Source organism: Streptomyces sp. MBT65 (assembly GCF_016612545.1).
Lineage (GTDB): Bacteria > Actinomycetota > Actinomycetes > Streptomycetales > Streptomycetaceae > Streptomyces.
Map to the genome: position 1 here is coordinate 1 of NZ_JAENRY010000207.1, position 24,507 is coordinate 24,507.

23 protein-coding genes are annotated in these 24,507 nt (G+C 71.8%); 11 read left to right on the plus strand and 12 right to left on the minus strand.

The window, feature by feature from the left end; genetic code table 11:
- The 3 genes from JHN63_RS35390 to JHN63_RS35400 all read right to left on the minus strand — a co-directional run.
- Positions 1–1,781: beta-ketoacyl synthase N-terminal-like domain-containing protein (locus JHN63_RS35390; protein ID WP_234478190.1), on the minus strand; the 1,781-nt coding region annotated here is incomplete at its 3' end.
- Positions 1,778–3,580: a fatty acyl-AMP ligase gene (locus JHN63_RS35395; RefSeq protein ID WP_200688591.1), complete on the minus strand. Its 1,803-nt coding sequence runs from the start codon at positions 3,578–3,580 to the stop codon at positions 1,778–1,780. The genes JHN63_RS35395 and JHN63_RS35390, both read right to left, overlap by 4 nt.
- A 66-nt stretch (positions 3,581–3,646) precedes the next feature.
- Positions 3,647–5,254 (minus strand): acyl-CoA carboxylase subunit beta, encoded by a 1,608-nt coding sequence (locus JHN63_RS35400; RefSeq protein ID WP_307782061.1) that lies wholly within the window; start codon positions 5,252–5,254, stop codon positions 3,647–3,649.
- Between the two features lie 548 nt (positions 5,255–5,802).
- Between JHN63_RS35400 and dhaK the strand changes: the two genes are divergently transcribed.
- The 3 genes from dhaK to JHN63_RS35415 are packed head-to-tail and all read left to right on the plus strand — an operon-like array spanning position 5,803 to position 7,871.
- Positions 5,803–6,795, plus strand: a complete 993-nt coding sequence (gene dhaK / locus JHN63_RS35405; RefSeq protein WP_200688593.1) for a dihydroxyacetone kinase subunit DhaK — start codon at positions 5,803–5,805, stop codon at positions 6,793–6,795.
- A gap of 46 nt (positions 6,796–6,841) precedes the next feature.
- On the plus strand, positions 6,842–7,459 hold the full coding sequence (gene dhaL / locus JHN63_RS35410; RefSeq protein ID WP_200688595.1) for a dihydroxyacetone kinase subunit DhaL: 618 nt from the start codon (positions 6,842–6,844) through the stop codon (positions 7,457–7,459).
- 1 nt (position 7,460) lies between these two features.
- Positions 7,461–7,871, plus strand: a complete 411-nt coding sequence (locus JHN63_RS35415; RefSeq protein ID WP_200688596.1) for a PTS-dependent dihydroxyacetone kinase phosphotransferase subunit DhaM — start codon at positions 7,461–7,463, stop codon at positions 7,869–7,871.
- Positions 7,872–8,087: 216 nt separating this feature from the next.
- On the opposite strand, the gene JHN63_RS35420 is transcribed toward JHN63_RS35415, so the two are convergent.
- The 3 genes from JHN63_RS35420 to JHN63_RS35430 all read right to left on the minus strand — a co-directional run bounded on the left by JHN63_RS35420 (position 8,088) and on the right by JHN63_RS35430 (position 10,949).
- Entirely contained in the window at positions 8,088–8,972 is an 885-nt protein-coding gene (locus JHN63_RS35420) for a helix-turn-helix transcriptional regulator (protein ID WP_200688598.1), read from the minus strand.
- Positions 8,973–9,008: 36 nt separating this feature from the next.
- The gene (locus JHN63_RS35425; protein ID WP_043663962.1) at positions 9,009–9,815 is read right to left on the minus strand and encodes an SDR family oxidoreductase; all 807 of its coding nucleotides are present in this window, start codon (positions 9,813–9,815) and stop codon (positions 9,009–9,011) included.
- 498 nt (positions 9,816–10,313) lie between these two features.
- On the minus strand, positions 10,314–10,949 hold the full coding sequence (locus tag JHN63_RS35430) for a TetR/AcrR family transcriptional regulator (protein ID WP_200688600.1): 636 nt from the start codon (positions 10,947–10,949) through the stop codon (positions 10,314–10,316).
- Between the two features lie 151 nt (positions 10,950–11,100).
- On the opposite strand from JHN63_RS35430, the gene JHN63_RS35435 reads away from it, so the two are divergent.
- On the plus strand, positions 11,101–11,862 hold the full coding sequence (locus JHN63_RS35435) for an SDR family NAD(P)-dependent oxidoreductase (protein WP_200688602.1): 762 nt from the start codon (positions 11,101–11,103) through the stop codon (positions 11,860–11,862).
- Between the two features lie 29 nt (positions 11,863–11,891).
- Here JHN63_RS35435 and JHN63_RS35440 read toward each other — a convergent pair whose 3' ends face one another.
- Positions 11,892–12,644 (minus strand): glycoside hydrolase family 75 protein, encoded by a 753-nt coding sequence (locus tag JHN63_RS35440; RefSeq protein WP_200688604.1) that lies wholly within the window; start codon positions 12,642–12,644, stop codon positions 11,892–11,894.
- 731 nt (positions 12,645–13,375) lie between these two features.
- Here JHN63_RS35440 and JHN63_RS35445 point away from each other — a divergent pair.
- Both JHN63_RS35445 and JHN63_RS35450 read left to right on the plus strand, forming a co-directional pair.
- A complete protein-coding gene (locus JHN63_RS35445; RefSeq protein WP_200688606.1) occupies positions 13,376–14,371 on the plus strand; it encodes a fibronectin type III domain-containing protein in 996 nt (331 codons plus the stop codon).
- A 430-nt stretch (positions 14,372–14,801) separates the two neighbouring features.
- The gene (locus JHN63_RS35450; protein ID WP_200688608.1) at positions 14,802–15,347 is read left to right on the plus strand and encodes a hypothetical protein; all 546 of its coding nucleotides are present in this window, start codon (positions 14,802–14,804) and stop codon (positions 15,345–15,347) included.
- A gap of 109 nt (positions 15,348–15,456) precedes the next feature.
- On the opposite strand, the gene JHN63_RS35455 is transcribed toward JHN63_RS35450, so the two are convergent.
- Together JHN63_RS35455 and JHN63_RS35460 are read right to left on the minus strand one after the other, a co-directional pair.
- Positions 15,457–15,993 carry a PadR family transcriptional regulator gene (locus tag JHN63_RS35455; RefSeq protein ID WP_200688610.1) on the minus strand — a complete coding sequence of 179 codons (537 nt, stop codon included), beginning with the start codon at positions 15,991–15,993 and terminating at the stop codon, positions 15,457–15,459.
- A gap of 22 nt (positions 15,994–16,015) precedes the next feature.
- The gene (locus tag JHN63_RS35460; RefSeq protein ID WP_200688612.1) at positions 16,016–18,031 is read right to left on the minus strand and encodes an NADPH-dependent 2,4-dienoyl-CoA reductase; all 2,016 of its coding nucleotides are present in this window, start codon (positions 18,029–18,031) and stop codon (positions 16,016–16,018) included.
- Between the two features lie 231 nt (positions 18,032–18,262).
- On the opposite strand from JHN63_RS35460, the gene JHN63_RS35465 reads away from it, so the two are divergent.
- Positions 18,263–19,000 (plus strand): hypothetical protein, encoded by a 738-nt coding sequence (locus JHN63_RS35465; protein WP_200688614.1) that lies wholly within the window; start codon positions 18,263–18,265, stop codon positions 18,998–19,000.
- On the opposite strand, the gene JHN63_RS35470 is transcribed toward JHN63_RS35465, so the two are convergent.
- Positions 18,990–19,784 (minus strand): putative protein N(5)-glutamine methyltransferase, encoded by a 795-nt coding sequence (locus JHN63_RS35470; protein ID WP_200688616.1) that lies wholly within the window; start codon positions 19,782–19,784, stop codon positions 18,990–18,992. The genes JHN63_RS35465 and JHN63_RS35470 overlap by 11 nt on opposite strands.
- A gap of 288 nt (positions 19,785–20,072) precedes the next feature.
- Between JHN63_RS35470 and JHN63_RS35475 the strand changes: the two genes are divergently transcribed.
- A complete protein-coding gene (locus JHN63_RS35475; protein WP_234478196.1) occupies positions 20,073–20,477 on the plus strand; it encodes a MarR family winged helix-turn-helix transcriptional regulator in 405 nt (134 codons plus the stop codon).
- Positions 20,478–20,489: 12 nt separating this feature from the next.
- Here the strand turns inward: JHN63_RS35475 and JHN63_RS35480 are convergent, their stop codons facing one another.
- Both JHN63_RS35480 and JHN63_RS35485 read right to left on the minus strand, forming a co-directional pair.
- Entirely contained in the window at positions 20,490–21,212 is a 723-nt protein-coding gene (locus JHN63_RS35480) for a GNAT family N-acetyltransferase (protein WP_200688619.1), read from the minus strand.
- Complete coding sequence (locus JHN63_RS35485) at positions 21,209–22,135, minus strand: NADP-dependent oxidoreductase (RefSeq protein WP_200688620.1); 927 nt, start codon at positions 22,133–22,135, stop codon at positions 21,209–21,211. Before JHN63_RS35485 ends, JHN63_RS35480 begins: the two co-directional genes overlap by 4 nt.
- A 232-nt stretch (positions 22,136–22,367) precedes the next feature.
- On the opposite strand from JHN63_RS35485, the gene JHN63_RS35490 reads away from it, so the two are divergent.
- The 3 genes from JHN63_RS35490 to JHN63_RS35500 all read left to right on the plus strand — a co-directional run bounded on the left by JHN63_RS35490 (position 22,368) and on the right by JHN63_RS35500 (position 24,497).
- Positions 22,368–22,973 (plus strand): sulfite oxidase-like oxidoreductase, encoded by a 606-nt coding sequence (locus JHN63_RS35490; RefSeq protein WP_200688621.1) that lies wholly within the window; start codon positions 22,368–22,370, stop codon positions 22,971–22,973.
- Positions 22,966–23,721: a ferredoxin reductase gene (locus JHN63_RS35495; protein WP_200688622.1), complete on the plus strand. Its 756-nt coding sequence runs from the start codon at positions 22,966–22,968 to the stop codon at positions 23,719–23,721. The genes JHN63_RS35490 and JHN63_RS35495 overlap by 8 nt, the downstream gene beginning before the upstream one ends.
- 191 nt (positions 23,722–23,912) lie before the next feature.
- Positions 23,913–24,497 (plus strand): hypothetical protein, encoded by a 585-nt coding sequence (locus JHN63_RS35500; RefSeq protein ID WP_200688623.1) that lies wholly within the window; start codon positions 23,913–23,915, stop codon positions 24,495–24,497.
- Positions 24,498–24,507 lie beyond the last annotated feature (10 nt).

Sequence of the window (24,507 nt, forward strand, 5' to 3'; positions counted from 1 at the left end):
CACTCGCCGGCCGCACCGGCCGCGGCCCCGCCCGCGCGGCCGGTGCGGCCGGCGAGTGTGCGTCCGATGTCCTGGAGCCGGGTGGCGCTCCCGGCGGGTGTGTCGAGCCAGTCGGCGAGCTTGGCGGCGGTGTCCCGGACCCGGGCCGGATCGGCGTCGCTGAGCTGCAACAGGCCTGCGGTTCCTGAGGAGTTGAGGGCGCGTTCGGCAAGCCGGGTGGGCTGCCACTCCTCCAGTACGGCGTGCGCGTTGGTGCCGCCGAAGCCGAAGGCGGAGACTCCGGCGGTCGCGGTGCCGCCGTAGCGGGGCCAGGGTTCGGGTTCGGTGACCACCCGCAGTCGCTCGTCGTCCAGCGCGGGCCGGTCGCAGTGCAACGAGCCGGGGATGATGCCGTGGTGGAGTGCGAGGACGGTTTTGACGAGCCCCGCGACTCCGGCGGCTGCCTCCAGGTGACCGAGGTTGCTCTTGACCGAGCCGAGCAACAGGGGCTGGTCCGGGTGGCGTTTCCGGCCCAGGACGTCGGCCAGCGCACCTGCCTCGATGGGGTCGCCGAGGGGTGTGCCGGTGCCGTGCGCCTCGACGCAGTCCACGGTCGCCGGATCCAGGCCGGCTCGCGCGTAGGCCGCTTCCAGGAGCGCGCGTTGGGCCGTCGGGCTGGGTGCCATCAGGCCGTTGGAACGGCCGTCGGAGTTGACGGTGGTGGCCGTGATGACGGCCAGGACCCGGTCGTCGTCACGCAGGGCGTCGCTGAACCGTTTGAGCACCACCACGGCGCAGCCCTCGGCCCGGCCGATGCCGTCGGCGGACTGGGAGAACGGCTTGCACCGGCCGTCGGGCGCGAGGGCCCCGGCGCGGCCGAACGCGACGGTGACGGCGGGTGAGAGCAGCACGTTGGTCCCGGCGACGAGCGCCGTGTCGCACTCGCCGCCGCGCAACGCGGTGCAGGCCTGGTGGACGGCGACGAGCGAGGAGGAGCAGGCGGTGTCGACGGCGACGCTCGGGCCGCGCAGGTCGTACACGTAGCTGAGCCTGCCCGCCGAGACCGAGCCGGCGGCTCCGGTGGTCGCCCAGGGGTCGACGGTCGCCGGATCGGCGCCGGTGAGGTGGCCGTAGTCGTGGGCCGAGATGCCGACGAAGACTCCGGTGGCGGTGCCCGCCAGGGACACGGCGGGGATGGCCGCGTGGTCGAGGGCCTCCCGGGTGACCTCCAGCAGCATGCGCTGCTGCGGGTCCATCGCGTCGGCCTCGCGCGGGGAGATGCGGAAGAAGGTGGAGTCGAACCCGGTGAGGGTGGCGTCGTCGAGGTATCCGCCCCAGGTGTTGGTGTCCTGCGGGACCTGGGCGGCGAAGTCCCGCCAGCGTCCCTCGGGTACCCGGCCTATGGCGTCGCCGCCCTCGACGAGCAGTCGCCAGTAGTCGCCGGGGCCGCGCACACCGCCGGGGAGGCGGCAGCCGACGCCGACCACGGCGACCGGTTCGTCGTCGTCGACGGCGATCTCCCGGGGGACGAACGCGGTCTCCGGGACGGGCTCCGGACCCTCGCCGAGCAGCGCGACCAGACCGTCGACGGTCGACGTCTCCCACAACAGGGTCGGCGGCAGCTCCCGGCCCAGCGCATGGGACAGCTCGGCGGCGATCACGACCGCGTCGCGGGAGGACATGCCGAGCTCGGCCAGCGGGCGGTCCACGGCGATGTCCGCGCCCGGGACCCCCGACCAGTGCGCGATCCGTTCGACGACCAGGCGCCGCAGGCCGACGGAGTCGACCGGGACCGGGCTCATTCGGTGCCTCCCTCGGGGCGGTCGTAGGAGCCGTCGAGGTAGCGGGCGCGGGTCAGCGTGCGGGAGATCTTGCCGCTGGAGGTGCGGGGCACCGTGCCGGGTGGGAGGAGCAGCACGTCGGCCAGTCGCAGGCCGTGCCGGGCGGAGACGGCGGCGCGCACGGCGGCGGCGACCTCCTTGGGGTCGCGGGCCGCTTCGTCCAGACCGCGGGCGTACTCGGCGACGATCACGGCGCCCTCCACCGCGATGGTGGCCCCGCCGCCGGGGAGGTGACCTGCGGGCACGGCGAACGCGGCCAGACGGTCGGGTCGTACGGCCAGGTGGGCGGCCTGTGCGGTGTTCTCGATGTCCTGTGGGTAGTGGTTGCGGCCGTCGACGATGATCAGGTCCTTCAGCCGGCCGGTGACCAGGAGTTGGCCGTCGAGGACCGTGCCGAGGTCGCCGGTGCGCAGCCAGTGGCCGGGGGCGTGCGCGAGTCGGGCCTGGAAGGTCTTGCGGGTCTGCGGGCCGCGCTCCAGATAGCCACGCCCGATGTTGGGTCCCTGCACCCAGATCTCGCCCACCTCCCCCGCGGGCAGCACGGTGGCCGTGACGGGGTCGACGATGCGCACCGCCTGACCGACGGGTTCACCGCAGGCGGCGAGCAGAACGGCGCCGGGGTCACCGGGTGGAACGGCCAGCGCCTTGCCGGCGGCCAGGGCCTCGCGGTCCAGGGCGTACCGGCGCAAGGGCTGTCCGGGCCGGTGGGCGCTGACGAAGACGGTGGCTTCGGCGAGCCCGTAGGACGGGCAGTGGACGTCGGCCCGAAGGCCCTGTCCGGCGAAGGCCGCCCCGAAGCGGTCGGCGGTCTCGGGCCGCACGGGTTCACTGCCGTTGATGAGCGCGGCGACCCGGTCCAGCCGCAGCCCGGCCTTGTCCTCCTCGGCGACGACGGCCGCGCAGTAGTCGTACGCGAAATTCGGTGCCGCGCTCAGAGCATTGGGGTGCTCGGACAGCAACTGCAGCCAGCGGGCGGGTCGTTGGAGGAAGGCGAGGGGGTCCATCAGGACGGACAGCAGTCCGCGTACGACGGGAGCGGCGACGCTGAGCACCAGTCCCATGTCGTGGTAGAGCGGCAGCCAGCCGACCATGGTGAGGCGGCGGTCGTCGGCTCCATACGCGGCAAGCGCCTGGTGGGCGTTGGCGACGACGTTGGCGTGCGAGATCTCGACGCCGGCGGGGAACCGGGTCGATCCGGAGCTGTACTGGAGGTAGGCGGTCGACTGTTCGTCCAGAGCGGGCGGTTGCCATGCGTCGGCCTGGTCGTCGGAGACGAAGTCCGTGACGATCAGACGGTGGCGCAGGCCGTGCGCGTCCAGGAAGGTGCCTACGGTCTCGGCCGCGGCGCTGGTGGTGAGCACGGCCGAGGGCTGCGCGTCGTCCAGGACTCCGGCCAGACGGTCGCCGTGTCCGGGCAGATCCGGGGTGAACATGGGCACGGCGACGGCGCCGGCGGTCAGCGCGGCGAGAAAGCCGATGGCGTATTCGGTGCCCTGGGGGCAGAGAACGGCGACGCGTTCGCCGGGAGCCACGGTGTCGGCGAGCCGGGCGGCGACCGCCCGGGTCCGTATGTCGACGCGCTGCCAGGTGAGGGTGCGGTGGCTGCCCCGTAACCCGGAGGAAGCGTGCTCCACGAACGTGAACGCCGGTTGGACGGGGGCGTGTTGGGCCCAGTGCGCGAGGTGGGCGGGGAGCGTGGTCGGGCGGTCCGGTGCTGCTGAGGATGTGCCGGGGGCGTGCGGAAGGGCGTGCGCGGGCATGGGGGAACTCCTCACGTCACAGGTGGTGTCCCCGTCCGGGGTGATGCGGTTACGGCTTCGCTTCACTCACAGCGGGATGTTGCCGTGCCGCCGCTCGGGGACGGCGGCACGTTTGGTGCGCAGCGTGTTCAGGGCCCGGGTGATGTGCGCCCGGGTGGCGCTCGGTGCGATGACCGCGTCGATGTAGCCGCGTGCGGCAGCCGCGTAAGGGGTGGCCCACGCGGTCTCGTACTCCTCCACAAGCTTCGCCCTCAGGTCCGTCGCGGCCTGCTCGCCGACCGCTGCCGCCGCGGCGAGTTCACGGCGGTGCAGGACGGTGACCGCGCCCTCGGCGCCCATCACGGCGATCCTGGCGGTGGGCCAGGCGAGGTTGACATCGGCGCCCAGGTGCTTGGAGCCCATGACGGCGTATCCGCCGCCGTAGGCCTTGCGGACCACGACGGTGACCTTGGGGACGGTGGCCTCGGCGTAGGCGTAGAGCAGCTTGGCGCCGCGGCGGATGATGCCGGTCTGCTCCTGCTGGGTCCCCGAGAGGTAGCCGGGGACGTCGGCGAAGGTCAGCAGCGGGATGCCGAACGCGTCGCAGAACCGCACGAACCGCGCGGCCTTCTCGGAGGCGTCGATGTCGAGCGCGCCGGCACTGTGCAGGGGCTGGTTGGCGACGACTCCGACGGAACGGCCCTCGACCCGGGCCAGGGCGCAGAGGATGTTGGGCGCGAACAGCTCGTGTACTTGCAGCAGTTCACCGTCGTCGACGACCGTGCGCAGGATCGCGCGCATGTCGTACGCCGTCTCCGGCCGGTCGGGGATGAGACCGTCCAGGCGCAGGTCGTCGGGGGTGGGGGCGAGGGTGCGGGGCGCGAAGGCGTACTCGGGCGGCCTGTCGCGGTTGTTCGCCGGAAGGTAGGCGAGCAGGACGCGGACGAGGTCCAGGGCGTCGTCCTCGTCCTCGGCGAGGAAATGGGCGTTGCCGTTCCCGGAGTTGTTGGTGCGGGCACCGCCCAGTTCCTCGGCCGTCGTACGCTCCCCCGTCACGGCCTCGATGACGTCCGGGCCGGTGACGAACATGTGCGAGGTGCCGTCGACCATGACGGTGAAGTCGGTGATGGCGGGCGAGTAGGCGGCGCCGCCCGCGCACGGGCCCATGATCACGGAGATCTGCGGGATGACGCCCGACGCCTGGACGTTGCGGCGGGCCAACTCGGCGTAGAGGGCGAGCGAGACGACGCCCTCCTGGATGCGGGCGCCACCGGAGTCGTTGAGGCCGATGACCGGACAGCCGATCTTCAGCGCGAGGTCCATCGTGCCGACGACCTTCTCCCCGAACGCTTCGCCCATGCTGCCGCCGTGGACCGTGGCGTCCTGCGCGAAGACACACACCTGGCGCCCGCCGACGGTGCCCGAGCCGGTGACCACACCGTCGCCGTATGCCGCGTCATCGGTACCACTGCGCGCGCTTACCAACGCGCCGGTCTCGACGAAGGACCCCCGATCCAGCAGCCGCGCGACGCGTTCACGGGCCGTGAGCCGACCACGGGCCGCCTGCCGGGCGACGGCCGAGGCGGAGCCGCCCGCCAGGGCCCGCCGCTGTCGGGCGGCGAGGTCCGCGAGACGTGCCGCCGTTGTACGCGCGGCGGGCGCGGGCGATCCCAGGGTTTCCGCGGTCGAGGTCACAGCCACCTCCTTCGGGGGTTGCGAGCATGGCAGCTCAGCGAGGTGCGGTCTTCCTTTCCGTCGGCAATGTGAGGTTGTTGAGTGGTCTGAGGGGCCGCGTTCATAGCGGGACTACAAACGGACGGCGCCGGCCACATCTGAGGGACGTAGCCGATCAGCCCGGCGGCCACGACAGACAGGCCGGCAGGGTGACCTCACCGCCGTTCGTGGTCACGGCGGCCGGGGCCTCCGGCAGCACCCAGCAGTCCCGTGCGCACCGGATTGCTTCGCCTGGAGGCGTTGCACACCGGGCCGCCCTGGTCGCAGTCCATGGCACAGCCGACAGAACAGTCCCAGGCGCCCTCCCACGCCCATGCGCGTCCGAGCCCGTGACCTTCGCCGCCGCAAGGTCGATACTTTCCACAGGGGAGTCCCCGCCGCAGCATCGGCACCGCCAGAGCCCGCCTCCAACCGCGAAGGACCGCCGAGATCGACAACCGACCAACCCCGTCCTGACCAGCAAAGACACAGGTCAGAGGCCCATCCGCCAGTCTCGCCAGGAGGTTCCCATGAAGATGCTCATCAACGTCGCGGAGACCGTGGTCACGGACGCGCTGCGAGGCATGGCGTCCGCCCATCCCGATTTGACCGTGGACGTCGAGAACCGGGTGATCGTACGGCGGGACGCCCCCGTGGCCGGGCAGGTCGGGCTGGTTTCCGGTGGGGGGTCGGGGCACGAGCCGCTGCACGGTGGGTTCGTCGGGCCGGGGATGTTGTCGGCGGCCTGTCCTGGTGAGGTGTTCACGTCGCCGGTGCCCGATCAGATGGTGCGGGCGGCGGCCGCCGTGGACAGTGGCGCCGGGGTGCTCTTCATCGTGAAGAACTACACGGGCGACGTCCTCAACTTCGACATGGCGGCCGAGCTCGCCGAGGACGAGGGCATCCGGACCGCCAAGGTGCTGGTCAACGACGACGTTGCCGTCACCGACAGCCTCTACACCGCGGGGCGCCGCGGCACCGGCGCGACGCTGTTCGTGGAGAAGATCGCCGGCGCCGCCGCGGCCGAGGGACAGCCCTTGGACCAGGTGGCGGCCGTCGCCCGGCAGGTCAACGAGAACGCGCGCAGTTTCGGTGTCGCGCTCAGCGCCTGCACCACCCCGGCCAAGGGCAGCCCGACCTTCGATCTGCCGCCGGGCGAGCTGGAGTTGGGCGTCGGCATCCACGGCGAGCCGGGCCGGGAGCGGCGCCCGATGATGACGTCCGGCGAGATCGCCGACTTCGCCGTCCACGCGATCCTCGAGGACATGCCGCCGCGCAACCCCGTCCTGCTCCTGGTCAACGGCATGGGCGCGACCCCGCTCCTGGAGCTCTACGGCTTCAACGCCGAGGTCCAGCGCGTGCTCGCCGAGCGCGGGGTCGTCGTCGCCCGCACACTGGTCGGCAACTACGTCACGTCCCTCGACATGGCGGGGGCCTCGGTCACCCTGTGCCAGATCGACGAGGAGCTGCTGCGGCTGTGGGACGCGCCGGTGAAGACCCCAGGGCTGCGCTGGGGCATGTGACCCGGCGGTCCCTCAGGTCAACTCGCCCACCACGCAAGGAGATCCCGTGCTCGACGCCGACTTCTTCCGCCGTTGGTTGACGGCCACCGCCGCCTCCGTGAACCGCGAGGCGGACCGGCTCACCGACCTCGACTCACCCATCGGCGACGCCGACCACGGCGCGAACCTGAAACGCGGGTTCACCGCCGTGACAGCCACCCTGGAGAAGGAGGCACCGGACACCCCGGGCGCCGTCCTCACCCTCGCCGGACGCCAGCTCATCTCCACGGTCGGCGGCGCGTCGGGACCGCTCTACGGCACGCTCCTGCGCCGTACCGGCAAGGCGCTGGGTGACGCCGCGGAGGTGAGCGAGGAGGAGTTCGCCGGCGCGCTGCGCACCGGAGTCGACGCGGTCATGACCCTCGGCGGTGCGGCACCGGGCGACAAGACCATGATCGACGCTCTCGTCCCGGCGGTCGACGCGCTCCCGGACGGCTTCGCCGCGGCACGCGCCGCCGCCGAGGAGGGCGCCCTGGCCACCACGCCTCTGCAGGCCCACAAGGGCCGGGCGAGTTACCTCGGTGAGCGGAGCATCGGGCACCAGGACCCGGGCGCGACCTCCTCGGCGCTGCTGATCGCCGCGCTCCAGGAGGCGGCCGGGGCGACCGGTGAGGGAGATGAGTGACGTGAGCGACGGGAAGCTCGTGGGGATCGTGCTGGTGTCCCACAGCGCCGAAGTCGCCGCCTCCGTGGCCGAGTTGGCGCGGGGGCTGTCAGGGGCGGGTGTCTCGGTGCCGCTCGCCGCCGCGGGCGGTACCGAGGGCGGCGGGCTCGGCACCAGCTCCGAACTCATCGCCGCGGCGGCCGCGTCCGTCGACCGCGGCGCCGGGGTCGCCGTCCTCACCGACCTGGGCAGCGCCGTACTCACCGTGAAGGCGCTGCTCGCGGAGGGCGACGAACTCCCGGCCGGTACCCGCCTGGTGGACGCCCCGTTCGTCGAGGGCGCGGTGGCCGCGGTGGTCACGGCGTCGACGGGAGCGGACCTGGACGCGGTGGAGGCGGCGGCCGCGGAAGCGTACACCTATCGGAAGGTATAAGTGGCCGGATATTGATGAGTGACTGTGGGTGCGGATGATTCCCCCGATGCCTGTCCGCGCATAAAGCTCTTGGATACCGGCGCATTCCCTACCCCCGTACCGATCGCACCAGCCGATATGGCGGACGGTTCACCCAGAAACGAAGAAGCGCCTTGCGAGTGCGGTCTGCCCGCGCTGGCCGGGGAGACGGACCCTGGTACGGCTGACGGGGTTGGACTATCCGTTGTGTGCTTCGAGCTCGGTCGCCAGCGTCTGTTGGGTGGCCGCCCACGACGCCAGGAGCGCCAGATTGTCGGCGGTCGGTGTGCCCGCGGGCGCGGTGTAGATGTTGAGGTGCAGGCCGGGTTCGGCGGGCAGTTCCAGGGGCTCGACGTCCAAGTCGAGCCGGCCCACGATCGGATGGTGCATACGCTTGCGGCCGGACCGGTGCAGCCGCACGTCCTGAGATGCCCACCGCTGCCGAAACAGCTCACTGCGCGTTGACAGTTCGCCGACCAGGGCGATCAGCTCCTCGTCGTGCGGATTGCGGCCGGCTTCCATGCGCAGCTTCGCGGCCACGGCACCGGCAACCTGGTCGTAATCGACAAAGAAATCTCTGGCCGCTTCAGGGTTCAGATAGACGAACCGCGCTGTGTTCGCGGGCCGTCGCGGGTCGGCCAGCACCGGTGAATACAGCGCGCGAGCGAGTTGATTCATGGCAAGCACGTCATAACGACCGTTACCGATCCAGGCCGGCGCATCGGAGATCGCGTCGAGCACCTGCTGCAGCGTCGAACGCACCGCCACGGCAGGCCTGCGTCGGCGTGGGCCGCTGGGCGCCCTGGACTGGCGCGCGAGCTGGAACAGGTGGTCGCGCTCGGCCTCGTCGAGCTGCAAGGCGGAGGCCAACGCGCCGAGCACGCCGTCGGAGGCACCGGCGAGGCTGCCGCGCTCCATGCGCACGTAGTAGTCGACCGATACCCCCGCCAGCAGCGCTACCTCCTCGCGGCGCAGACCTTTGACCCGGCGGTTGCCGCCGTAAGCCGGCAGGCCCGCCTGCTCCGGTGCGATGCGGGCGCGACGCGAGCTGAGAAACTCCCGGATCTCCGTGCGTAGATCCATCGCGGTTATCTCCTCACCGTAAGCCCGTCGCGCAATCTAATGCATATTTGTCGCGGTCGTTGCGGTGCCGCCGTCCACCGGGATGATGGCGCCCGTGAGGTAGGACCCGGCCCGGCTGGCGAGAAACACGGCGGCACCCGCCATGTCGTCGTCGCGGCCGACCCGGCGCAGCGGGGCCGCCGCCGCGATCTTGTCGCCGATGGCATCGAGAGTGGTCGCCATCATCTGCGACGGGAACACTCCCGGTGCTACCGCGTTCACCGTGATGTGCTGTGGGCCCAGCTCCCTGGCAAGCACCCGGGTGAGCTGATGGAGTGCCGCTTTGCTGCTGGCGTACGAGTAGTTGGGCGCCGGGGCGACGTGGATGGCGGCGATGCTGCCGATGTTGATGATCCGTGCGGGATCATCGGCCGTGCCCGCCTTGCGAAGCGCCGGGAGCAATGCCTGCACCAGCCAGAACGGCGACTTGAGGTTGAGGTCGAGCACTGTGTCCCAGGCCTCGTCCGGGAAGGTCTCCAGCGGCTCGCGCCACATCGCTCCCGCGTTGTTGACAAGGATGTCCAGGCCTTCCGAGTCGGCCGTGACAAGATCAGCGAGGCGCTGACACTCGTCGTGCCTGGACAGGTCGGCGGGGATCGCTCGCACATCGCCGAATTCGGACAGCAGACGCTGTGCCTCCGCACACGTGTCCGCGTTGCGTGAGCTGATGACGACGCGGGCGCCCGCCTGGAGAAGGCCGCGCGCTATCATCATCCCGATTCCTCTGGTGCCGCCAGTGACAAGGGCGTACTTTCCCCTCAGATCGAAAAGCTCTGCGTGAGTGGTGAACTGGTTCTCCGCCATTGGTCTCCGTCACTTCTGTCGTAAAAGAATGTGCCGACACGGTCACGTATTCGGGGCAGCTGAATTGAATGATGACGGTAAAGCTGCAGTGCGTTTCCATGAAGTGTTGTCGGCGCTTTCGGCTCAACCAGATTGACAGGTGTTCGGAACATCGGGGAGATCCTGGTGATACAGGTACTGTCAGACCCCCCTTCCCTGGTGCGCTGATTCCGGATCACCCCGGCTTGATGCCCGTGGATGGTTCACCCAGAAACGAAGAAGTGCCTTGCGGCTTGCGACGACGGGGTTTTTCCAGGACCACATCAGGCGCGATCGACAAGGCACTTCCGAGATGCCAAGTTCCCATGCCGCGGCGGCGGTCTCATCCGCGTTCGACGACCCGAGCCCGATCGCGTACGGCGGACTGGAGCCGGTGGTGCGGCCGGCCGAGCGGTGCGGTCTGCCCGAGCCGGCCGGCGAGCACGTCCGGCTGCCCGCCTCGAAGTACGGCACCGGCGCCTACGAAACCCCTTCCGCCACGATCACCAGCGCCGAGCGCAACGCCCCCGCCACATCGGTCTCCCGCACCGCGTCCGTCTCCGCCTCGTCCGCACGCCAGGCCAACCGCTCAACCGCCGCGCGCAGCGCGGCGTTCAGCATCGCCGCCTGGATCATGGGGCGCAGGTCGTCGGCCGGCAGGCCAGCGCGGTGGGCCAGGGCGCGGGCGAAGGCCGGCTCGGCCTCGTCGTAGGTCTGGAGCCAGATCGCGCGGAGGCCGGGTTCGGTGCGGGTGAGGCGTACGAGTGCGCTGCCGGTCGGGCCGTCGGGGCCGGTCGCGGCGAGGAGGCCGGTCGCGAGGTCCGGGCCGAAGAGGTCTTCCAGGGGGTGGCCGGGGCGCCATTCCCGCAGCCGGGCGGCGATCACGTCGATACCGGCCGAGAAGAGCGGCCGTACGCAACTCTCCTTGCTCGGGAAGTAGCGCCACACGGTGCGCGCGGAGACACCGACCGCCTGGCCGATCTGTTCGCCGGTGGTCGCCGCGACGCCCTGGGCGACGAACAGTTCCACCGCGGCCCGGGCGATCTCCAGGCGGATCTCGGCCTTGCGCGCCTCGGTCAGAGGCGGTCGTCCCGTGCGTCCGCTGGGTGTGGTCATCGGTTCCCCTCCTGCTGTGGTCGTGACCTCCCGGGATTCTCCACCATGACCCGCCCTCGACTTTATGTCACTTGAAGACATTAAGTCGTATAGTGCGAGGCGGCCCCACAGCACTGAGGAGGCCCCACAGCACTACGGACAGGAGCACCTCATGGCCACTGGACTCGACGGACGCAGCGTCATCGTCACCGGAGCGGGTTCGGGCATCGGACGTGCCGCCGCCCTGGCCTTCGCCGCGGAGGGCGCCAAGGTCCTGGTCGCCGATCTGAACGTCGACGGCGCCGAGGCGGTCGTGAAGGAGATCGAGCAGGCCGGTGGGATCGCCGTCGCGGTCACGGGCGACCTGAGCGAGCAGGCGGTCGTGGACGAGGTCGCCGCGACCGCCGTGGAGCGGTTCGGCGGGGTCGACGTGCTGGTGAACAACGCCGGGATCATGGACCGCATGTCGGCGCTGGCGGACGTGACCGACGCGGAGTGGGAGCGGGTCATCCGGGTCAATCTGACCGCGCCCTTCCTGCTCGCCCGGGCCGTGCTGCCGCACATGCTGGCGGCGGGCCGGGGCGCGATCGTGAACACCGCCTCCGAGGCGGGTCTCCGGGGCAGCGCGGCGGGCGCCGCTTACACGGCCTCCAAGCACGGTGTCGTCGGCCTGACCAAGTCCCTGGCCGTGATGTACCGCAAGCAGGGCATCCGGGCCAACGCCATCGCCCCCGGCGGTACGGCGACCAACATCACGGTGGACGCCGACCGGACCGCCCTCGGCCCCGCCGCGCTCGGCCCGCACTTCGTCAACGTGGGCCGCGTGGCCCAGCCCGAGGAGCAGGCCGCCGCCATCGTGTTCCTCGCCTCGGACGCGGCGAGCAACATCAACGGCGTGATCCTGCCGGTCGACGACGGCTGGTCGGCGGTCTGACGCCACCGCCTCTCCGACGGCCCGCGTTCTCAGTCGGTACCGGTACCGGCACCGGCTCCCGTGCCGGTACCTGTGCCCATGCCGGTGCCGACGAAGAGCCGCGCCAACCGCTGCCCCGTCTCCACGGCCGCCGCATGGTCCTCGATGGGCTTCACCCGCGCGTCCTTGAACACGATGTAGGTGACCCCCGAGTCCGTCCCGCCGCCGCGCGGATCGGTGCGGATGCCCAGCCCCTTGGCCGTGGCGTACGACGCCTCGCCGATGATGTCGTGCGGTCCGACGTCTCCTACGACGGCGTACTGCACCCGGTCCCGGTAGACGACGGCGGCGACCGAGCCGCCGCCGATGCCGTGGTCCCGGTGGTTCCAGAGGGCGCTGGCGGCCGGGACGACGATGTACGGGAGCCGTTCGGCGTCCAGGTAGCGGCCGTCGGACTGCTGGAACGCCGTCATGGACGAGAAGAGCGGGTCGGTGCGCGCGTTGCACTTGGCACCGGCCTGGCCGTCGCAGTCGATGTCCAGGTCGGCCTTCCAGTAGACGGCCTCCTTGGTGCCGCAGACCGGGATCGTCGCGCGCTCCCCGTCGTCGCTGCGGTACCGGCCGCGCGAGACGGGGGCGCAGTCCCGCACCTTGGCCAGCAGGTCGGCGGCACGGACGTCGCCCTCGCGCAGCGCACCCGGCCCCGCCAGGGGCCGGACCCAGGCGACAGGTGCGGCGGGCAGCGTGGTCGGGGCGAGCAGGGCGGCGCCGGCCACGGCCAGCGTCAGCGACTGGACACGCACGATAGAGGACCCTCTCCTGGGGGATCTGACGAACACTCAGCCCACCCTGGTGCCGGTCCGATCACGCGGCCACTGGTAGGGGGCCGGACGGTGCACGGCCCGGATTCCCGACGGGGACCTTGGACCCTGAGCCCGTGTCACGCCGAACAGAGACCGGAACACTGAGCCCGCGTCACGTCGCACGGGGACCGGACCCCTGAGCCCATGTCACGCCGCACGAGGATCGAGCCCTTGAGGCCGCGCCACCCCCGAAGACAACCAAGCCCCCGGACCTGCATCACTCCGGCCGGAGGCCAAGCCCGCACGCCCGAGCCACTCCGGCCGGCAACCGAGTCCCTGAGCCCCTGCCCCTCCAAGTGGAAGCCGGGCCCGCATGCCCACGTCTCTCCGGACGGAAGCCGAACCCGCAAGCCCACGCCACTCCGGACGGAAGCCGAGCCTCCAAGCCCGCACGCCCCCGCCGCTCCCGACGGGGACCGGGGACCTGAGCCCATGTCGGCCCCGGTCACCCGGTCGCCCGCGCCGGCGCGGGATCAGCGACGACAGCGGTCCGCGCCACCGGCATGAACTGCCCATTCTCAGGGGCGAGTTCAGCCGTGAGGACTTCAGCATACGTAACCCTCGTGCCCGTTCGGCAACGACGCCCCTCTTGATGCGGCCGCACCACCCAGGTCATATTGGTCCGGACCTTTCCGTCATGTGGTGCCCGCGTAATGCCGGGAGGCAGCATCGTGCGACGCGTCCGTGCCACCCCAGCCCTCTCCCGTACGGCCCTGGCGTGCGCCGCGCTCCTGCTGCTCGCCTCCTGCGGCACGAGCGAGGAGGGAGACAGTCACGCCCCCGGTGCCCCGGCCGGGGTCACGGCCGCGGCGGGCAGCGCGACCAGCGTGCATGTCATGTGGGACGCGGTGACGGCGAACCCGGGCGTCGACACCTACGAGATATATCGGGGCAGCACGAAAGTGAAGGAAGTACCGGGTTCCGAGCACATGGTGGATGTCACCAGGCTCCGGCCCGCCACCCTGTACTCCTTCACCGTGCGGGCCCGGGACACCGACGGCCGCCTGGGACCACGCAGCCGGGAGGTCCTGGCCCGGACACCGGACACCGTCGCGGCCGACCGCTCGGCGCCCACCCGTCCGGGCGCACCGCGGGGCCGGGTCATCGGCAGCCGTGCCGTCCAGCTCTCCTGGGGCACCTCGACGGACGACCAGGGTGTGGTGTCGTACGACATCTATCAGGGCGGGGCGAAGATCCACAGTGTGGGCGGAGCACAGACCGCGACCGTGGTCACGGGGCTGCGGCCGAGCACGCGTTACTCGTTCACCGTGCGGGCCCGGGACGCCGCCGACAATCTCTCGCCCGCGAGCACGGCCGTCCCGCTCACCACCGCGCCGGGCAGTGACGACGGGCAGGGCACCGCCCCCACGGACTTCCGAGCGACCACGCACCGGGGTGACGACGGGGCGTACTACATCGACCTGTCCTGGGTGCCACCGCGTACGGACGGGGTGGTCACGGAGTACCAGGTCCACCTCGACGGACAGCCCGCCACCTCACTGGTCTGGGGCGGGACAGCCCCGCGCGACCGGGCGACGTACAGCTTCTACGTGGGCCGGGATGCCGGGGTGAGCCATCAGGTGCGGCTCAGGGCGCGGCTGCCGGACGGGGCATGGGGCGGGTTCTCGGCGGAGCGGACGGTGACGACGGGCACGGCCGAGCCGTAGGCATTCCGCAGGACGACGGCTCAATTCCGTTGGCTGGAAGGGGAGTTGGGCGAGAGCTGTTCGTGCGGTGGTCGCGCGGTGTGGTGCCGGCCTCAGTGGCGGACCGGAGTGCCCGCGGACCCTCCGACCAACACCTCGTACTTCACCCGCCCCCAGGTTCACCGGACAGCCCGCACACCACGCTCGTACGGGACCGGCTGCTCCGGGCGGACCCAGCTGGTGAGCCCGCGCCCTGGCGAGGCCGCCCGATCCGCGCCCCTGACAACGCATCATCCCTGCGCCGGACGAAGGAATCCGTCACCTGCCCGGTCCCCGTCCGCATGCGGGACGGGCCGGGGGCGCGTTGGCTTCCTTGGAGGCAGCACGGCCGTTTCCCGATCCCGGCGGCGCAAGGGATGTTCCGCCAACCGTGCCGTTGGAGGGCAGTCCCATGCGCACTTCTCAGCTCCTACTCCGCTCCGGCCTGACCGTGACAGCCGCCGCCGCTCTTCCGCTCGCCCTGATCGCCCCGGCCGCCGACGCGGCTTCGGGCATCTCGGTGAGCACGACGGGGACCACGGTCTCGGTCACGACCAGCGCCTGCTCCCAGAACCGCACCACCGGCGTCTGGGGCACCGGCTCACTCCTCACCAGCAGCCAGGGGAGCTTCGCCGAGGGCCGGAAGGCGACCCTGGCGGGGACGACCATCAGTCAGTCCACCGCCTGGACCAACGTCACCCCGGGCACCTACACCGTCATCGTGATGTGCCAGAACGGCAGCACACCCGTCGGCACCCAGTCCGTGATCGTCTCCGCCACCACCACGCCCACGGTCGTCGCCACGGCCTCGCCCTCGCGCGGCGTCATGGGCGGCCTCGGCGGCGCCACCAAGGACTACGGCCCCCTCACCCTGGGGGTCGGCGGGGGCCTGGTCGCGGTCGGCGTCCTCGCGACGGCCTGGTTCCTGCGCAGACGCGCGAAGCCGTACCGCCTCTGACCGCCCGACCGTACCGACGGACGAGGGGCCGCCCGGTTCCACGGGCGGCCCCTCCCCCATGTCCTACGGCCGCCCGACGCATCGCGCCTACGGCCACTCGGCGCATGTCCTACGGCAACTCGGCGAACTCCTCGATCGCCTGCGTGAGCCACCGCGTCCAGAAGGTCTCCAGATCGATGCCGGCGCGCAGCACAAGGTGCTGGAGCCGGTCCTGGGCGCTGTCCCGGCCGGGCGGGAAGTCGCGCTTCTCGATCTCCTCGTACTCCGCCAACTGCCGCTGGTGCAGGGTGAGATGGCGGCGCAGGTCGCTCTCGATACCGGCCGTGCCGACGACCGCCGCGGCGCGCAGCCGCAGCAGCATCGTGTCGCGCAGCGGCTTGGGGTCCTGGGCGGACGCGGTCCAGCGGGCCAGTTCGGCGCGGCCCGCGGGGAGGACCTCGTAGCGTTTCTTCTGGCCGCGAGCCGGCTGCTCGGACGCGAGTGCGCGGATCTGGCCCTCGGACTCCAGTTTTCCCAGCTCGCGATAGATCTGCTGGTGCGTCGCCGACCAGAAGTAACCGATCGACCGGTCGAAGCGCCGGGTCAGTTCGAGACCCGAGGACGGCTTCTCCAGGAGGGCGGTGAGGATCGCGTGCGGGAGTGACATGGGGTCATCCTAGGGACGGCCCTCAGAGGGCCGCCGCGACCTCGGTGCCCTGCTTGATGGCCCGCTTGGCGTCCAGTTCGGCGGCCACGTCGGCGCCGCCGATGAGGTGCACGGCGCGTCCGGCGGCGGTCAACTCGTCGTACAGGTCGCGGCGCGGGTCCTGCCCGGTGCACAGGACGACCGTGTCGACCTCCAGGACGGTGCTGGTGCCGTCGACGGTGACGTGCAGTCCGGCGTCGTCGATCAGGTCGTACTGGACGCCCGGGACCATGGTGACGCCCCGGTGCTTGAGTTCCGCGCGGTGGATCCAGCCCGTGGTCTTGCCGAGTCCGGCGCCGACCTTGGTGGCCTTGCGCTGGAGGAGGTGGACGCTGCGCGGCGGCGCGGGCCGCTCGGGTGCGGCGAGGCCGCCGGGAGCCGCGTAGTCCATGTCGACGCCCCAGGCGCGGAAGTACGTCGCCGGGTCCTCGCTCGCCTTGTCGCCGCCGTCGGTGAGGAACTCCGCGACGTCGAAGCCGATGCCGCCCGCGCCGAGGATCGCGACGCGCTCGCCGACGGGGACGCGGTCGCGCAGGACGTCGAGGTAGCCGACGACGCTGGGGTGGTCGGCGCCGGGGATGTCCGGGGTGCGCGGGGTGACTCCGGTGGCGACGACCACTTCGTCGTAGCCGCCCAAGTCACCTGCCGTCACACGGGTGTTGAGGCGTACGTCCACACCGTGCTCGTCGAGCCGCGTGCGGAAGTAGCGCAGCGTCTCGTCGAACTCCTGCTTGCCCGGGACCTGTCGGGCGACGTTGAGCTGTCCGCCGATCTCGGCGGCGGCGTCGTACAACGTGACCTCGTGGCCGCGCTCGGCCGCGCTCACAGCGCAGGCGAGTCCCGCCGGACCCGCGCCCACCACCGCGACGCGTTTGCGCAACCGCGTCGGGGCGAGGACGAGTTCGGTCTCGTGGCAGGCGCGCGGGTTGACCAGGCAGGAGGTGATCTTCCCGCTGAAGGTGTGGTCGAGGCAGGCCTGGTTGCAGCCGATGCAGGTGTTGATGGCGTCGGCACGGCCGGCCGCGGCCTTGGCGACGAAGTCCGGGTCGGCGAGCATCGGGCGGGCCATCGACACCATGTCGGCGTACCCGTCGGCGAGCAACTGCTCCGCCAGTTCAGGGGTGTTGATGCGGTTAGTGGTCACGAGGGGGATGGACACCGCGCCCATCAGCTTCTTCGTCACCCAGGTGTACGCGCCGCGCGGGACCGAGGTCGCGATGGTGGGGATGCGCGCCTCGTGCCAGCCGATGCCGGTGTTGATGATGGTCGCCCCGGCGGCCTCAACTGCCTTGGCCAGACTGGTGACTTCGTCGAGCGTGGAGCCGCCGGGCACGAGGTCCAGCATCGACAGCCGGTAGACGATGATGAAGTCCTCGCCGACCGCCTCGCGCACCCGGCGCACGATCTCGACCGGGAAGCGCGTCCGGTTCTCGTAGGAGCCGCCCCAGCGGTCGTCGCGGTGGTTGGTCTGCCGGGCGATGAACTCGTTGATGAGGTAGCCCTCGGAGCCCATGATCTCGACGCCGTCGTAGCCGGCCCGGCGGGCGAGGCGGGCCGTACGGACGTAGTCCTCGACCGTCTGCTCGACCTCGTCGTCGCCGAGCGCGCGGGGCACGAAGGGGCTGATCGGCGCCTGGAGGGCGCTCGGCGCGACCAGGTCCCGGTGGTAGGCGTAGCGCCCGAAGTGCAGGATCTGCATCGCGATCCGGCCGCCCTCGCGGTGCACGGCGGCGGTGATCGCGGTGTGCTGTTCGGCCTCGGCATCGGTGGTCAGCTTGGCGCCGCCCTCGTAGGGCCGGCCGGCCTCGTTGGGCGCGATGCCTCCGGTGACGATCAGGCCGACACCGCCCCGCGCGCGTGCCGCGTAGAACTCCGCCATGCGCTCGAATCCGCGCTCGGCCTCTTCCAGGCCCACGTGCATGGAGCCCATGAGGACGCGGTTGGGCAGCGTGGTGAAGCCCAGGTCGAGCGGGTTCAGCAGGTGCGGGTAACGGCTCATCGAGGCCTCCGTGCGCGGTGTCGTGCCTCTTTTGTAGAGGACGCGGAGGTGATTATGCAACTAGTTGCACAATCGGTGGCGTGTGAGCCTACTCGCCCCGCCCGGCCCCCTCCGGGGCCTGCGGGCGCCGATTCACAGGGATTTATTACTGGTTCTTTATCGTCCGCCCCGGAGAATCAAAGGCAGGCGTGCCGGTGGGATGCCGTGCGCGCGTGGCCTAGGGAGCGAGCCGTGACGCACGATCCTGAGCACGAAGCCGGCGACAGCGCGGCGATACCTCCGCTGCCCGATCACGCACCCGAGATGGAGGTGCTGACGGGACCCGCTGGCGCGGAGCGCGAGCACGGTCTCGACCGGTTGTGGCGGCAGCGCTCGCGGCGGTCCCGGGCGGTGATCGCCGCGGCCACCGTGACCGTGCTGGGGCTCGGCGCGACCGTCGCCTACGCGGCGACCTCCGGCGGTTCGGGCGACGCCGCCCTGCCCGCCGCCGCGGGGACCCCGTCCGGCTCGCCCTCGCCGGACGGTCCCGGCTTCCGGCACGGGGGCGGGATGTGGTTCGGGTTCGGGGTCGGCGGCACCGCCGTGCACGGCGAGGCGACGGTCAAGGACAGCAGCACCGGCAAGTGGGTCGTACGGATCTGGCAGCGCGGCACGGTCACGAAGGTGGACGGCGACCAGGTCACCGTCAAGAGCGACGACGGCACCTCGTGGACCTGGACCGTGGGTTCCGGCGCCACGGCCGAGGGCGCCGGCACCCTCAAGAAGGGCGACACGGCCTCCCTGACCGGCACCCGCTCCGACTCCGGCACCCGGACCGCCGACCGGGCCTTCACCGGCACCTTCGACCGCAGGACCCCGGACGACCGGCCCAGCGGATTCCCGGGCGGCGGCCGCGGCCACCCCTGGGACCACGGCGACCGCGGCGCGAGCCCCGCCCCCAGCCCGTCCGGCAGCGGCGCTACGACCTGAGGGGCCCCGCCGTCCTGACGCCGATCACGACGTTCGCGTACAGCTCCTCGGAGTAGGCCGAGCGCGTCGTGAGCCCGGCGCGCGTGAACGCCTCGACGGCGGACGGGAGTTGACGCTCGCTCGTCTCGACGAGCAGACAGCCGCCGGGCGCGAGCCAGTCGGGCGCCCCGGTGGCGACCGCGCGGAGGATGTCGAGACCGTCGGTGCCGCCGTCGAGGGCGACCAGCGGTTCGTGCTCGCGGGCCTCGGCGGGCAGCAGACCGACCTCGCCGCTCGGAACGTACGGCACATTGGCCGCGAGGATGTCGACCCGGCCGCGCAAGGCGTCGGGCAGCGCCGCGAACAGGTCGCCCGTGTGGACGTGGCCGCCGTAGGGGGCGACATTGCGGCGGGCGCAGTCCGTGGCGGCGGGGTCGATGTCGGCGGCGTGCAGTTCGACCCGGCCGAGGGCGGCGGCGAGTGCCGCGCCGACCGCACCCGAACCGCAGCACAGGTCCACGACGACGGACGCGTCCGGAGCCTGCGCGAGGGCCTGCTCGACGAGGAACTCGGTACGGCGGCGGGGCACGAACACACCAGGTTCCAGGACGATGCGAAGTCCGCCGAACTCGGCCCAGCCGACGACGAGTTCGAGGGGCAGGCCCGCGACCCGGCGGTCCACCATGGCGGTGAGTTCGTCCGGGGTGCGGGCGGCGGAGAGGATCAGTCGCGCCTCGTCCTCGGCGAAGACACAGCCCGCGGTACGGAGCGCGGCGACGACGGAGGCGGGAGAAAGAGAGGGCATGAAAACCGAGAGCCTTTCGGGAGGTAGCCGAAGGGTGCTCTCGCGGTCACCTGCTAGCGGTGATCCGAGCCGTCCTGAGGGGAGAGCACCCGGCCTGACACAGCGGAAATGGGTCTCACCTCCCGGGAGTTGACGGCCGGGACCGTCCCCGACCGATGAGCAACACTACCCGAACCACCGGGCCCACGAGGGGCCGACCCCCGTGCCGAGTTGTACTCTGCAACAACCGGGAGGACGAGGGAGATTCCAGTGCGAGCGGACCAGGCCGTGGAGACCATTCAGCGCGAGATGACGGTCTTCGCGCGCCGCGCCCGCGCCTCGGCGGGCCGCCTCCACCCCGAGCTGTCGCTGGTGTCGTACACCCTGCTCGGCCACCTGGAGGAGAAGGACGGCTGCCGGGCCACCGACCTGGCCGCGCACTACGCCCTCGACAAGTCCACGGTCAGCCGTCAGGTCGCCGCCCTGGAGCGCGCCGACCTCATCGAGCGCCGCCTCGACCCCGAGGACCACCGCGTCCAGGTCCTGCACCTCACCGCCGCCGGCCGGCGGATCCTCGCCCAGGTCACCGAGAACCGCCAGGCCGCCTTCCGCGAACGGCTGGCGGACTGGCCGGAGGAGGACCTGACCCGGTTCGCGGGCTATCTGGAGCGCTACAACGCGTGGCCGGGCGCGGGCCCGGCCGAGGAGGGCTGAGGCGCTCCGGTCCTACGACACCGCCACGGACCGCGTCTGCGCGAGGTGCTCCGGCGCCCGTGCCGCGAGGAACGCGGTGTTGAGGCGCAGGCGGAACCCCAGGGACTCGTACAGCCGTATCGCGGTGGTGTTGCCCGCGCCGGTGTGCAGGAACGGGGTCTCGCCGCGTTCGCGGATGCCGTGGGCGACGGCCCGGATGAGGCGGCCGGCGAGGCCCTCGCCTCGGGCGGAGGGGTCGGTGCAGACGGCGCTGATCTCGGTCCAGCCCGGCGGGTGCAGCCGCTCGCCGGCCATGGCGACGAGGGCGCCGTTCCGGCGGATGCCCAGGTAGGTGCCGAGTTCGACGGTGCGGGGCAGGAACGGGCCGGGCTTGGTCCGGTCCACCAGGTCGAGCATCTCGGGGACGTCGGCCGGGCCGAGGAGGATCGCCTCCGGGTCCGGTGCGGCGGCCATCCCGTCGTCGACCATCTGCACCCCGTCGACGTGGAAGGTGATCTCCCAGTCGTCCGGCACCTGGTCCCGGAAGCCGAGGAGCGGGATCTCGGCGCCCGGTCCGGAGAACGCGGCGACGTCCGCCCAGTCGTCGGCGTCGGGCTCGTCGGGCAGGGCGAGCCACGGGGTCACATCGACCGGGTACCGCAGAATACGCCCGCGCCGCTCGGCGAAGTGGGCGTGCGGGCCGGTGAGGGCGGCGCGGGCGGGGTTGTCGAGGACGCGTTCGTCGGACGTGCTCATGCGGTGACCTCGATCACGATCTTGCCTCGGGCGTGGCCTTCCTCGACGGTGCGCAGGGCCTCGCCCGCCCGGTCGAGCGGGAAGGTCCGTGTCACGTGCGGGTCCAGTCGGCCGCTGACCACGAGCTGCGCGAGCGCGTCGAGGACGGCGGCGGTGCGGGCGCGCTCGACGCGGGCGCCGCCGAGCTTCTCGACCTCGGGGGCGGGGGCTCCGGCGGTGATGAGTTCCGTGCGGTCGGTGAGAAGAGTGGCGGCCTCGGCGAGCACCTCGCCGCCGACGAGGTCGTAGACGCCGCCGATGCCGTCCGGGGCGACGGCTCGCACGCGCGGGGCGAGGTCGGGTCCGGAGGGGACGTGGACCGCGCCCAGCGACTCCACCAGGTCCTTCTTGCCCTCGCTCGCCACGCCCACGGCGCGCAGTCCTAGGGCGCGGGCGATCTGCAGGGCCGCGGAGCCCACACCGCCGCCCGCGCCGGTGACCAGCACGGTCGCGCCTGCGGGCAGGTCGAGCTGGCGGACGCCGTCGTAGGCGGTCGCGGAGGCGACGGGCAGGGTGGCGGCGTCCTGGAAGGACAGCTCGGCGGGCTTGTGCGCGGCGACCGTCACGGGCAGCAGGGCGTACTCGGCGTATCCGCCGGCCACCGTGCTGCCGAACACCTCGTCGCCGACGGCGAACCCGTCCACGTCGGCACCGATCTCCCGCACGACGCCCGAGACCTCTTGGCCGAAGACCGCGGGGAACGCGCGTGAGCCGGTCTCGCCGGGCCGCCGGTAGCCGTTGCGCTGCTTCCAGTCGACGGGGTTCACCCCGGCCGCGCGCACCGCGACGAGGATCTCACCGGGGCCGGGGCGGGGCTGCTCCACCTCGACCAGGGCCTCGGTCTCGACTCCCCCGTAACGCGTGAAGACATACGCCTTCGGCATCTGCTCCCTCACTCTCCTCGGCACCGGCTCTCCGTACCCGAGCCGCATTGAAGACCAAGGTCGGCCGCCGGGGAGCTATTCCCCGGGACGCGGAGAGTTCATACGGCCGCAATGATCGGCGGCCACCCCCGGACCTGGGCATACCTCGTGGACGCGTACCGTTGAAACGAGAAACAACTGATCACGCTCGCCCGGCGGACCCGCGCCGCAGCGACCTGGAGGCTCCACCCGTATGTACGTCACCCGAGGCTTCACCGGACGCCCCCGCGTCCCCGACGCCGGCCTGCCGCCCGGCCAGTACGACGCGGGCGACGACTGGCCCGTCCTGTCCGCCGAGGTCACCCCCGACCTCGCGCCCGCCGACTGGACGTTCCGCGTCGACGGACTCGTGGCGGAGCCGCGCACCTGGAACTGGACGCAGGCGCACGAACTGCCTTCGTCGGCCTACGAGGGCGACATCCACTGTGTGACGAGCTGGTCGAAGTTCGGGGTGCGGTTCGGGGGCGTCTCGCTGGACGCGTTCCTCGATGTGGTCCGGCCCCATGTGTCCGCCACCCATGTGGTCGCGTATTCGCACACCGGGTACACCACGAACCTCCCGCTCGAGGACGTCACCGGCGGTCGTGCCTGGATCGCCTGGGAGTACGACGGCAGGCCGCTGCCCGCCGAGCACGGCGGGCCCGCCCGGCTGCTGGTGCCGCACCTGTACTTCTGGAAGAGCGCCAAGTGGATCGCGGGCCTGCGTCTCCTCGACCACGACGAGCCGGGCTTCTGGGAGCAGAACGGCTATCACGGGCGGGGCAACCCCTGGGAGGAACAGCGGTACTCCGGTGACTGAGACCTTCGCGCCGACCACCAGGTTCGCGGTGCCGGGACGCATCGCCGTCAGCAACCGCGCCGCCGCCGTGTGGCAGACCGCCACGCTCAGCGAGATCCGCCGGGAGACCCCGCACGCCTCCACGTTCCGCTTCGCGGTGCCCGGCTGGGGCGGCCATCTGCCCGGCCAGCACCTGATGCTGCGGCTCCGGGCCGAGGACGGCTATGTGGCGCAGCGCCACTACTCGATCGCCTCGCACCCGGACGACGCCGGGCATGTGGAGCTGACCCTGGACCATGTCGAGGGCGGCGAGGTGTCCGGCTGGTTCCACACGGTGGCCCGGCCCGGTGACGAGGTCGAGGTGCGCGGCCCGCTGAGCGGCTTCTTCGCCTGGCCGGGCGACCGGCCCGCGCTGCTGCTGGGCGCGGGTTCCGGGGTCGTACCGCTGATGTCGATGATCCGGCAGCACCGGGCGCGGAACCTGTCCGTGCCGCTCCGGCTGCTGGTGTCGGCGCGCGGTCCCGAGGAGTTGATCTACGCGCGGGAGTACGGCGCGGAGACCACGGCCGTGTTCACGCGCAGTGCGCCGGAGGGTGTGCCGGTGGGACGTATGGCCGCCGCACATGTGGCGCCACTCCTGGCCGAGCCGCCTGCCGGTGGGTGGGAGGCCTATGTGTGCGGGTCCAACGGCTTCGCCGAGCATGCCTCGCGGCTGCTGGTCGAGGCGGGCCAGCCGGTGGACCGCATCCGCATCGAGCGCTTCGGCTGAGGTTCGGGTCCCGGTTCTGCCTACGGTTTCGGGTCCCGGCCGAGGTTCCGGTTGAGGGAAGTACCTCGGAGGGGGTACGACTTCTGTGTGGACGCTCGCATGCGTGCGCGGTGTCGAGGCGGCGGCGGACCGGCCCCCAGGGGCTTGCGGCCTTACGGTTCCTCGGCTCCGGTGACGGCGAGGAGACCGACATGCGGACCCGGGTACAGAGTCGACGCCGACGGCACAATCCGCTGCGGCGCCGGTCGGACGTCGTGGAGGCGTGGACGGCGCTGGTCGTCACCGTTCTGCTGTTCGTCGGCGCTCCCCTGGCAGGCGCCGCCGCGGGGCTGTGGGCGCACGACCAGGCCCGGACGATCGCCGCGACCCAGCGCGCCGACCGTCATCGCGTCCACGCGCGGGTGATCGGAAACCCGCCCTCCGGACTCACCTCGGTGGAAGGCACCGGCTCGCAGACCTTCCCGGTCGCGGTGCGCTGGACCGACCCCGGCAAGGGTTCGCGTACGGCCACGGCCCAGGTCCCGGTGGACACGGCACGCGGTGACACGGTGGACATATGGCTCGACGCCAAGGACCGCGTCGTCTCCCCGCCCGCGGGTCAAGTGGCCGTCTGGCAGCACACGTTGACGATCGGCGTATGGACGACGGGCGGCGTGATCGGCGCGGCCCTCCTCACCTCCGCGGTGACCCGCCGGGTCGCCCTACGACACCGCCTGGCCGAGTGGGAACGGGACTGGGCACTCACGGAACCGGAGTGGACGCGACGGCGGGCGTGACGGGCGGGGG

Excerpts from the sequence above, each read along its gene's own strand:
- JHN63_RS35395 (WP_200688591.1), bottom strand. The coding sequence starts at position 3,580 with ATGCCCGCGCACGCCCTTCCGCACGCCCCCGGCACATCCTCAGCAGCA.
- dhaK (WP_200688593.1), top strand. The coding sequence starts at position 5,803 with ATGAAGATGCTCATCAACGTCGCGGAGACCGTGGTCACGGACGCGCTG.
- JHN63_RS35420 (WP_200688598.1), bottom strand. The coding sequence starts at position 8,972 with ATGGATCTACGCACGGAGATCCGGGAGTTTCTCAGCTCGCGTCGCGCC.
- JHN63_RS35425 (WP_043663962.1), bottom strand. The coding sequence starts at position 9,815 with ATGGCGGAGAACCAGTTCACCACTCACGCAGAGCTTTTCGATCTGAGG.
- JHN63_RS35430 (WP_200688600.1), bottom strand. The coding sequence starts at position 10,949 with ATGACCACACCCAGCGGACGCACGGGACGACCGCCTCTGACCGAGGCG.
- JHN63_RS35435 (WP_200688602.1), top strand. The coding sequence starts at position 11,101 with ATGGCCACTGGACTCGACGGACGCAGCGTCATCGTCACCGGAGCGGGT.
- JHN63_RS35450 (WP_200688608.1), top strand. The coding sequence starts at position 14,802 with ATGCGCACTTCTCAGCTCCTACTCCGCTCCGGCCTGACCGTGACAGCC.
- JHN63_RS35455 (WP_200688610.1), bottom strand. The coding sequence starts at position 15,993 with ATGTCACTCCCGCACGCGATCCTCACCGCCCTCCTGGAGAAGCCGTCC.
- JHN63_RS35460 (WP_200688612.1), bottom strand. The coding sequence starts at position 18,031 with ATGAGCCGTTACCCGCACCTGCTGAACCCGCTCGACCTGGGCTTCACC.
- JHN63_RS35470 (WP_200688616.1), bottom strand. The coding sequence starts at position 19,784 with ATGCCCTCTCTTTCTCCCGCCTCCGTCGTCGCCGCGCTCCGTACCGCG.
- JHN63_RS35475 (WP_234478196.1), top strand. The coding sequence starts at position 20,073 with ATGACGGTCTTCGCGCGCCGCGCCCGCGCCTCGGCGGGCCGCCTCCAC.
- JHN63_RS35480 (WP_200688619.1), bottom strand. The coding sequence starts at position 21,212 with ATGAGCACGTCCGACGAACGCGTCCTCGACAACCCCGCCCGCGCCGCC.
- JHN63_RS35485 (WP_200688620.1), bottom strand. The coding sequence starts at position 22,135 with ATGCCGAAGGCGTATGTCTTCACGCGTTACGGGGGAGTCGAGACCGAG.
- JHN63_RS35490 (WP_200688621.1), top strand. The coding sequence starts at position 22,368 with ATGTACGTCACCCGAGGCTTCACCGGACGCCCCCGCGTCCCCGACGCC.
- JHN63_RS35500 (WP_200688623.1), top strand. The coding sequence starts at position 23,913 with ATGCGGACCCGGGTACAGAGTCGACGCCGACGGCACAATCCGCTGCGG.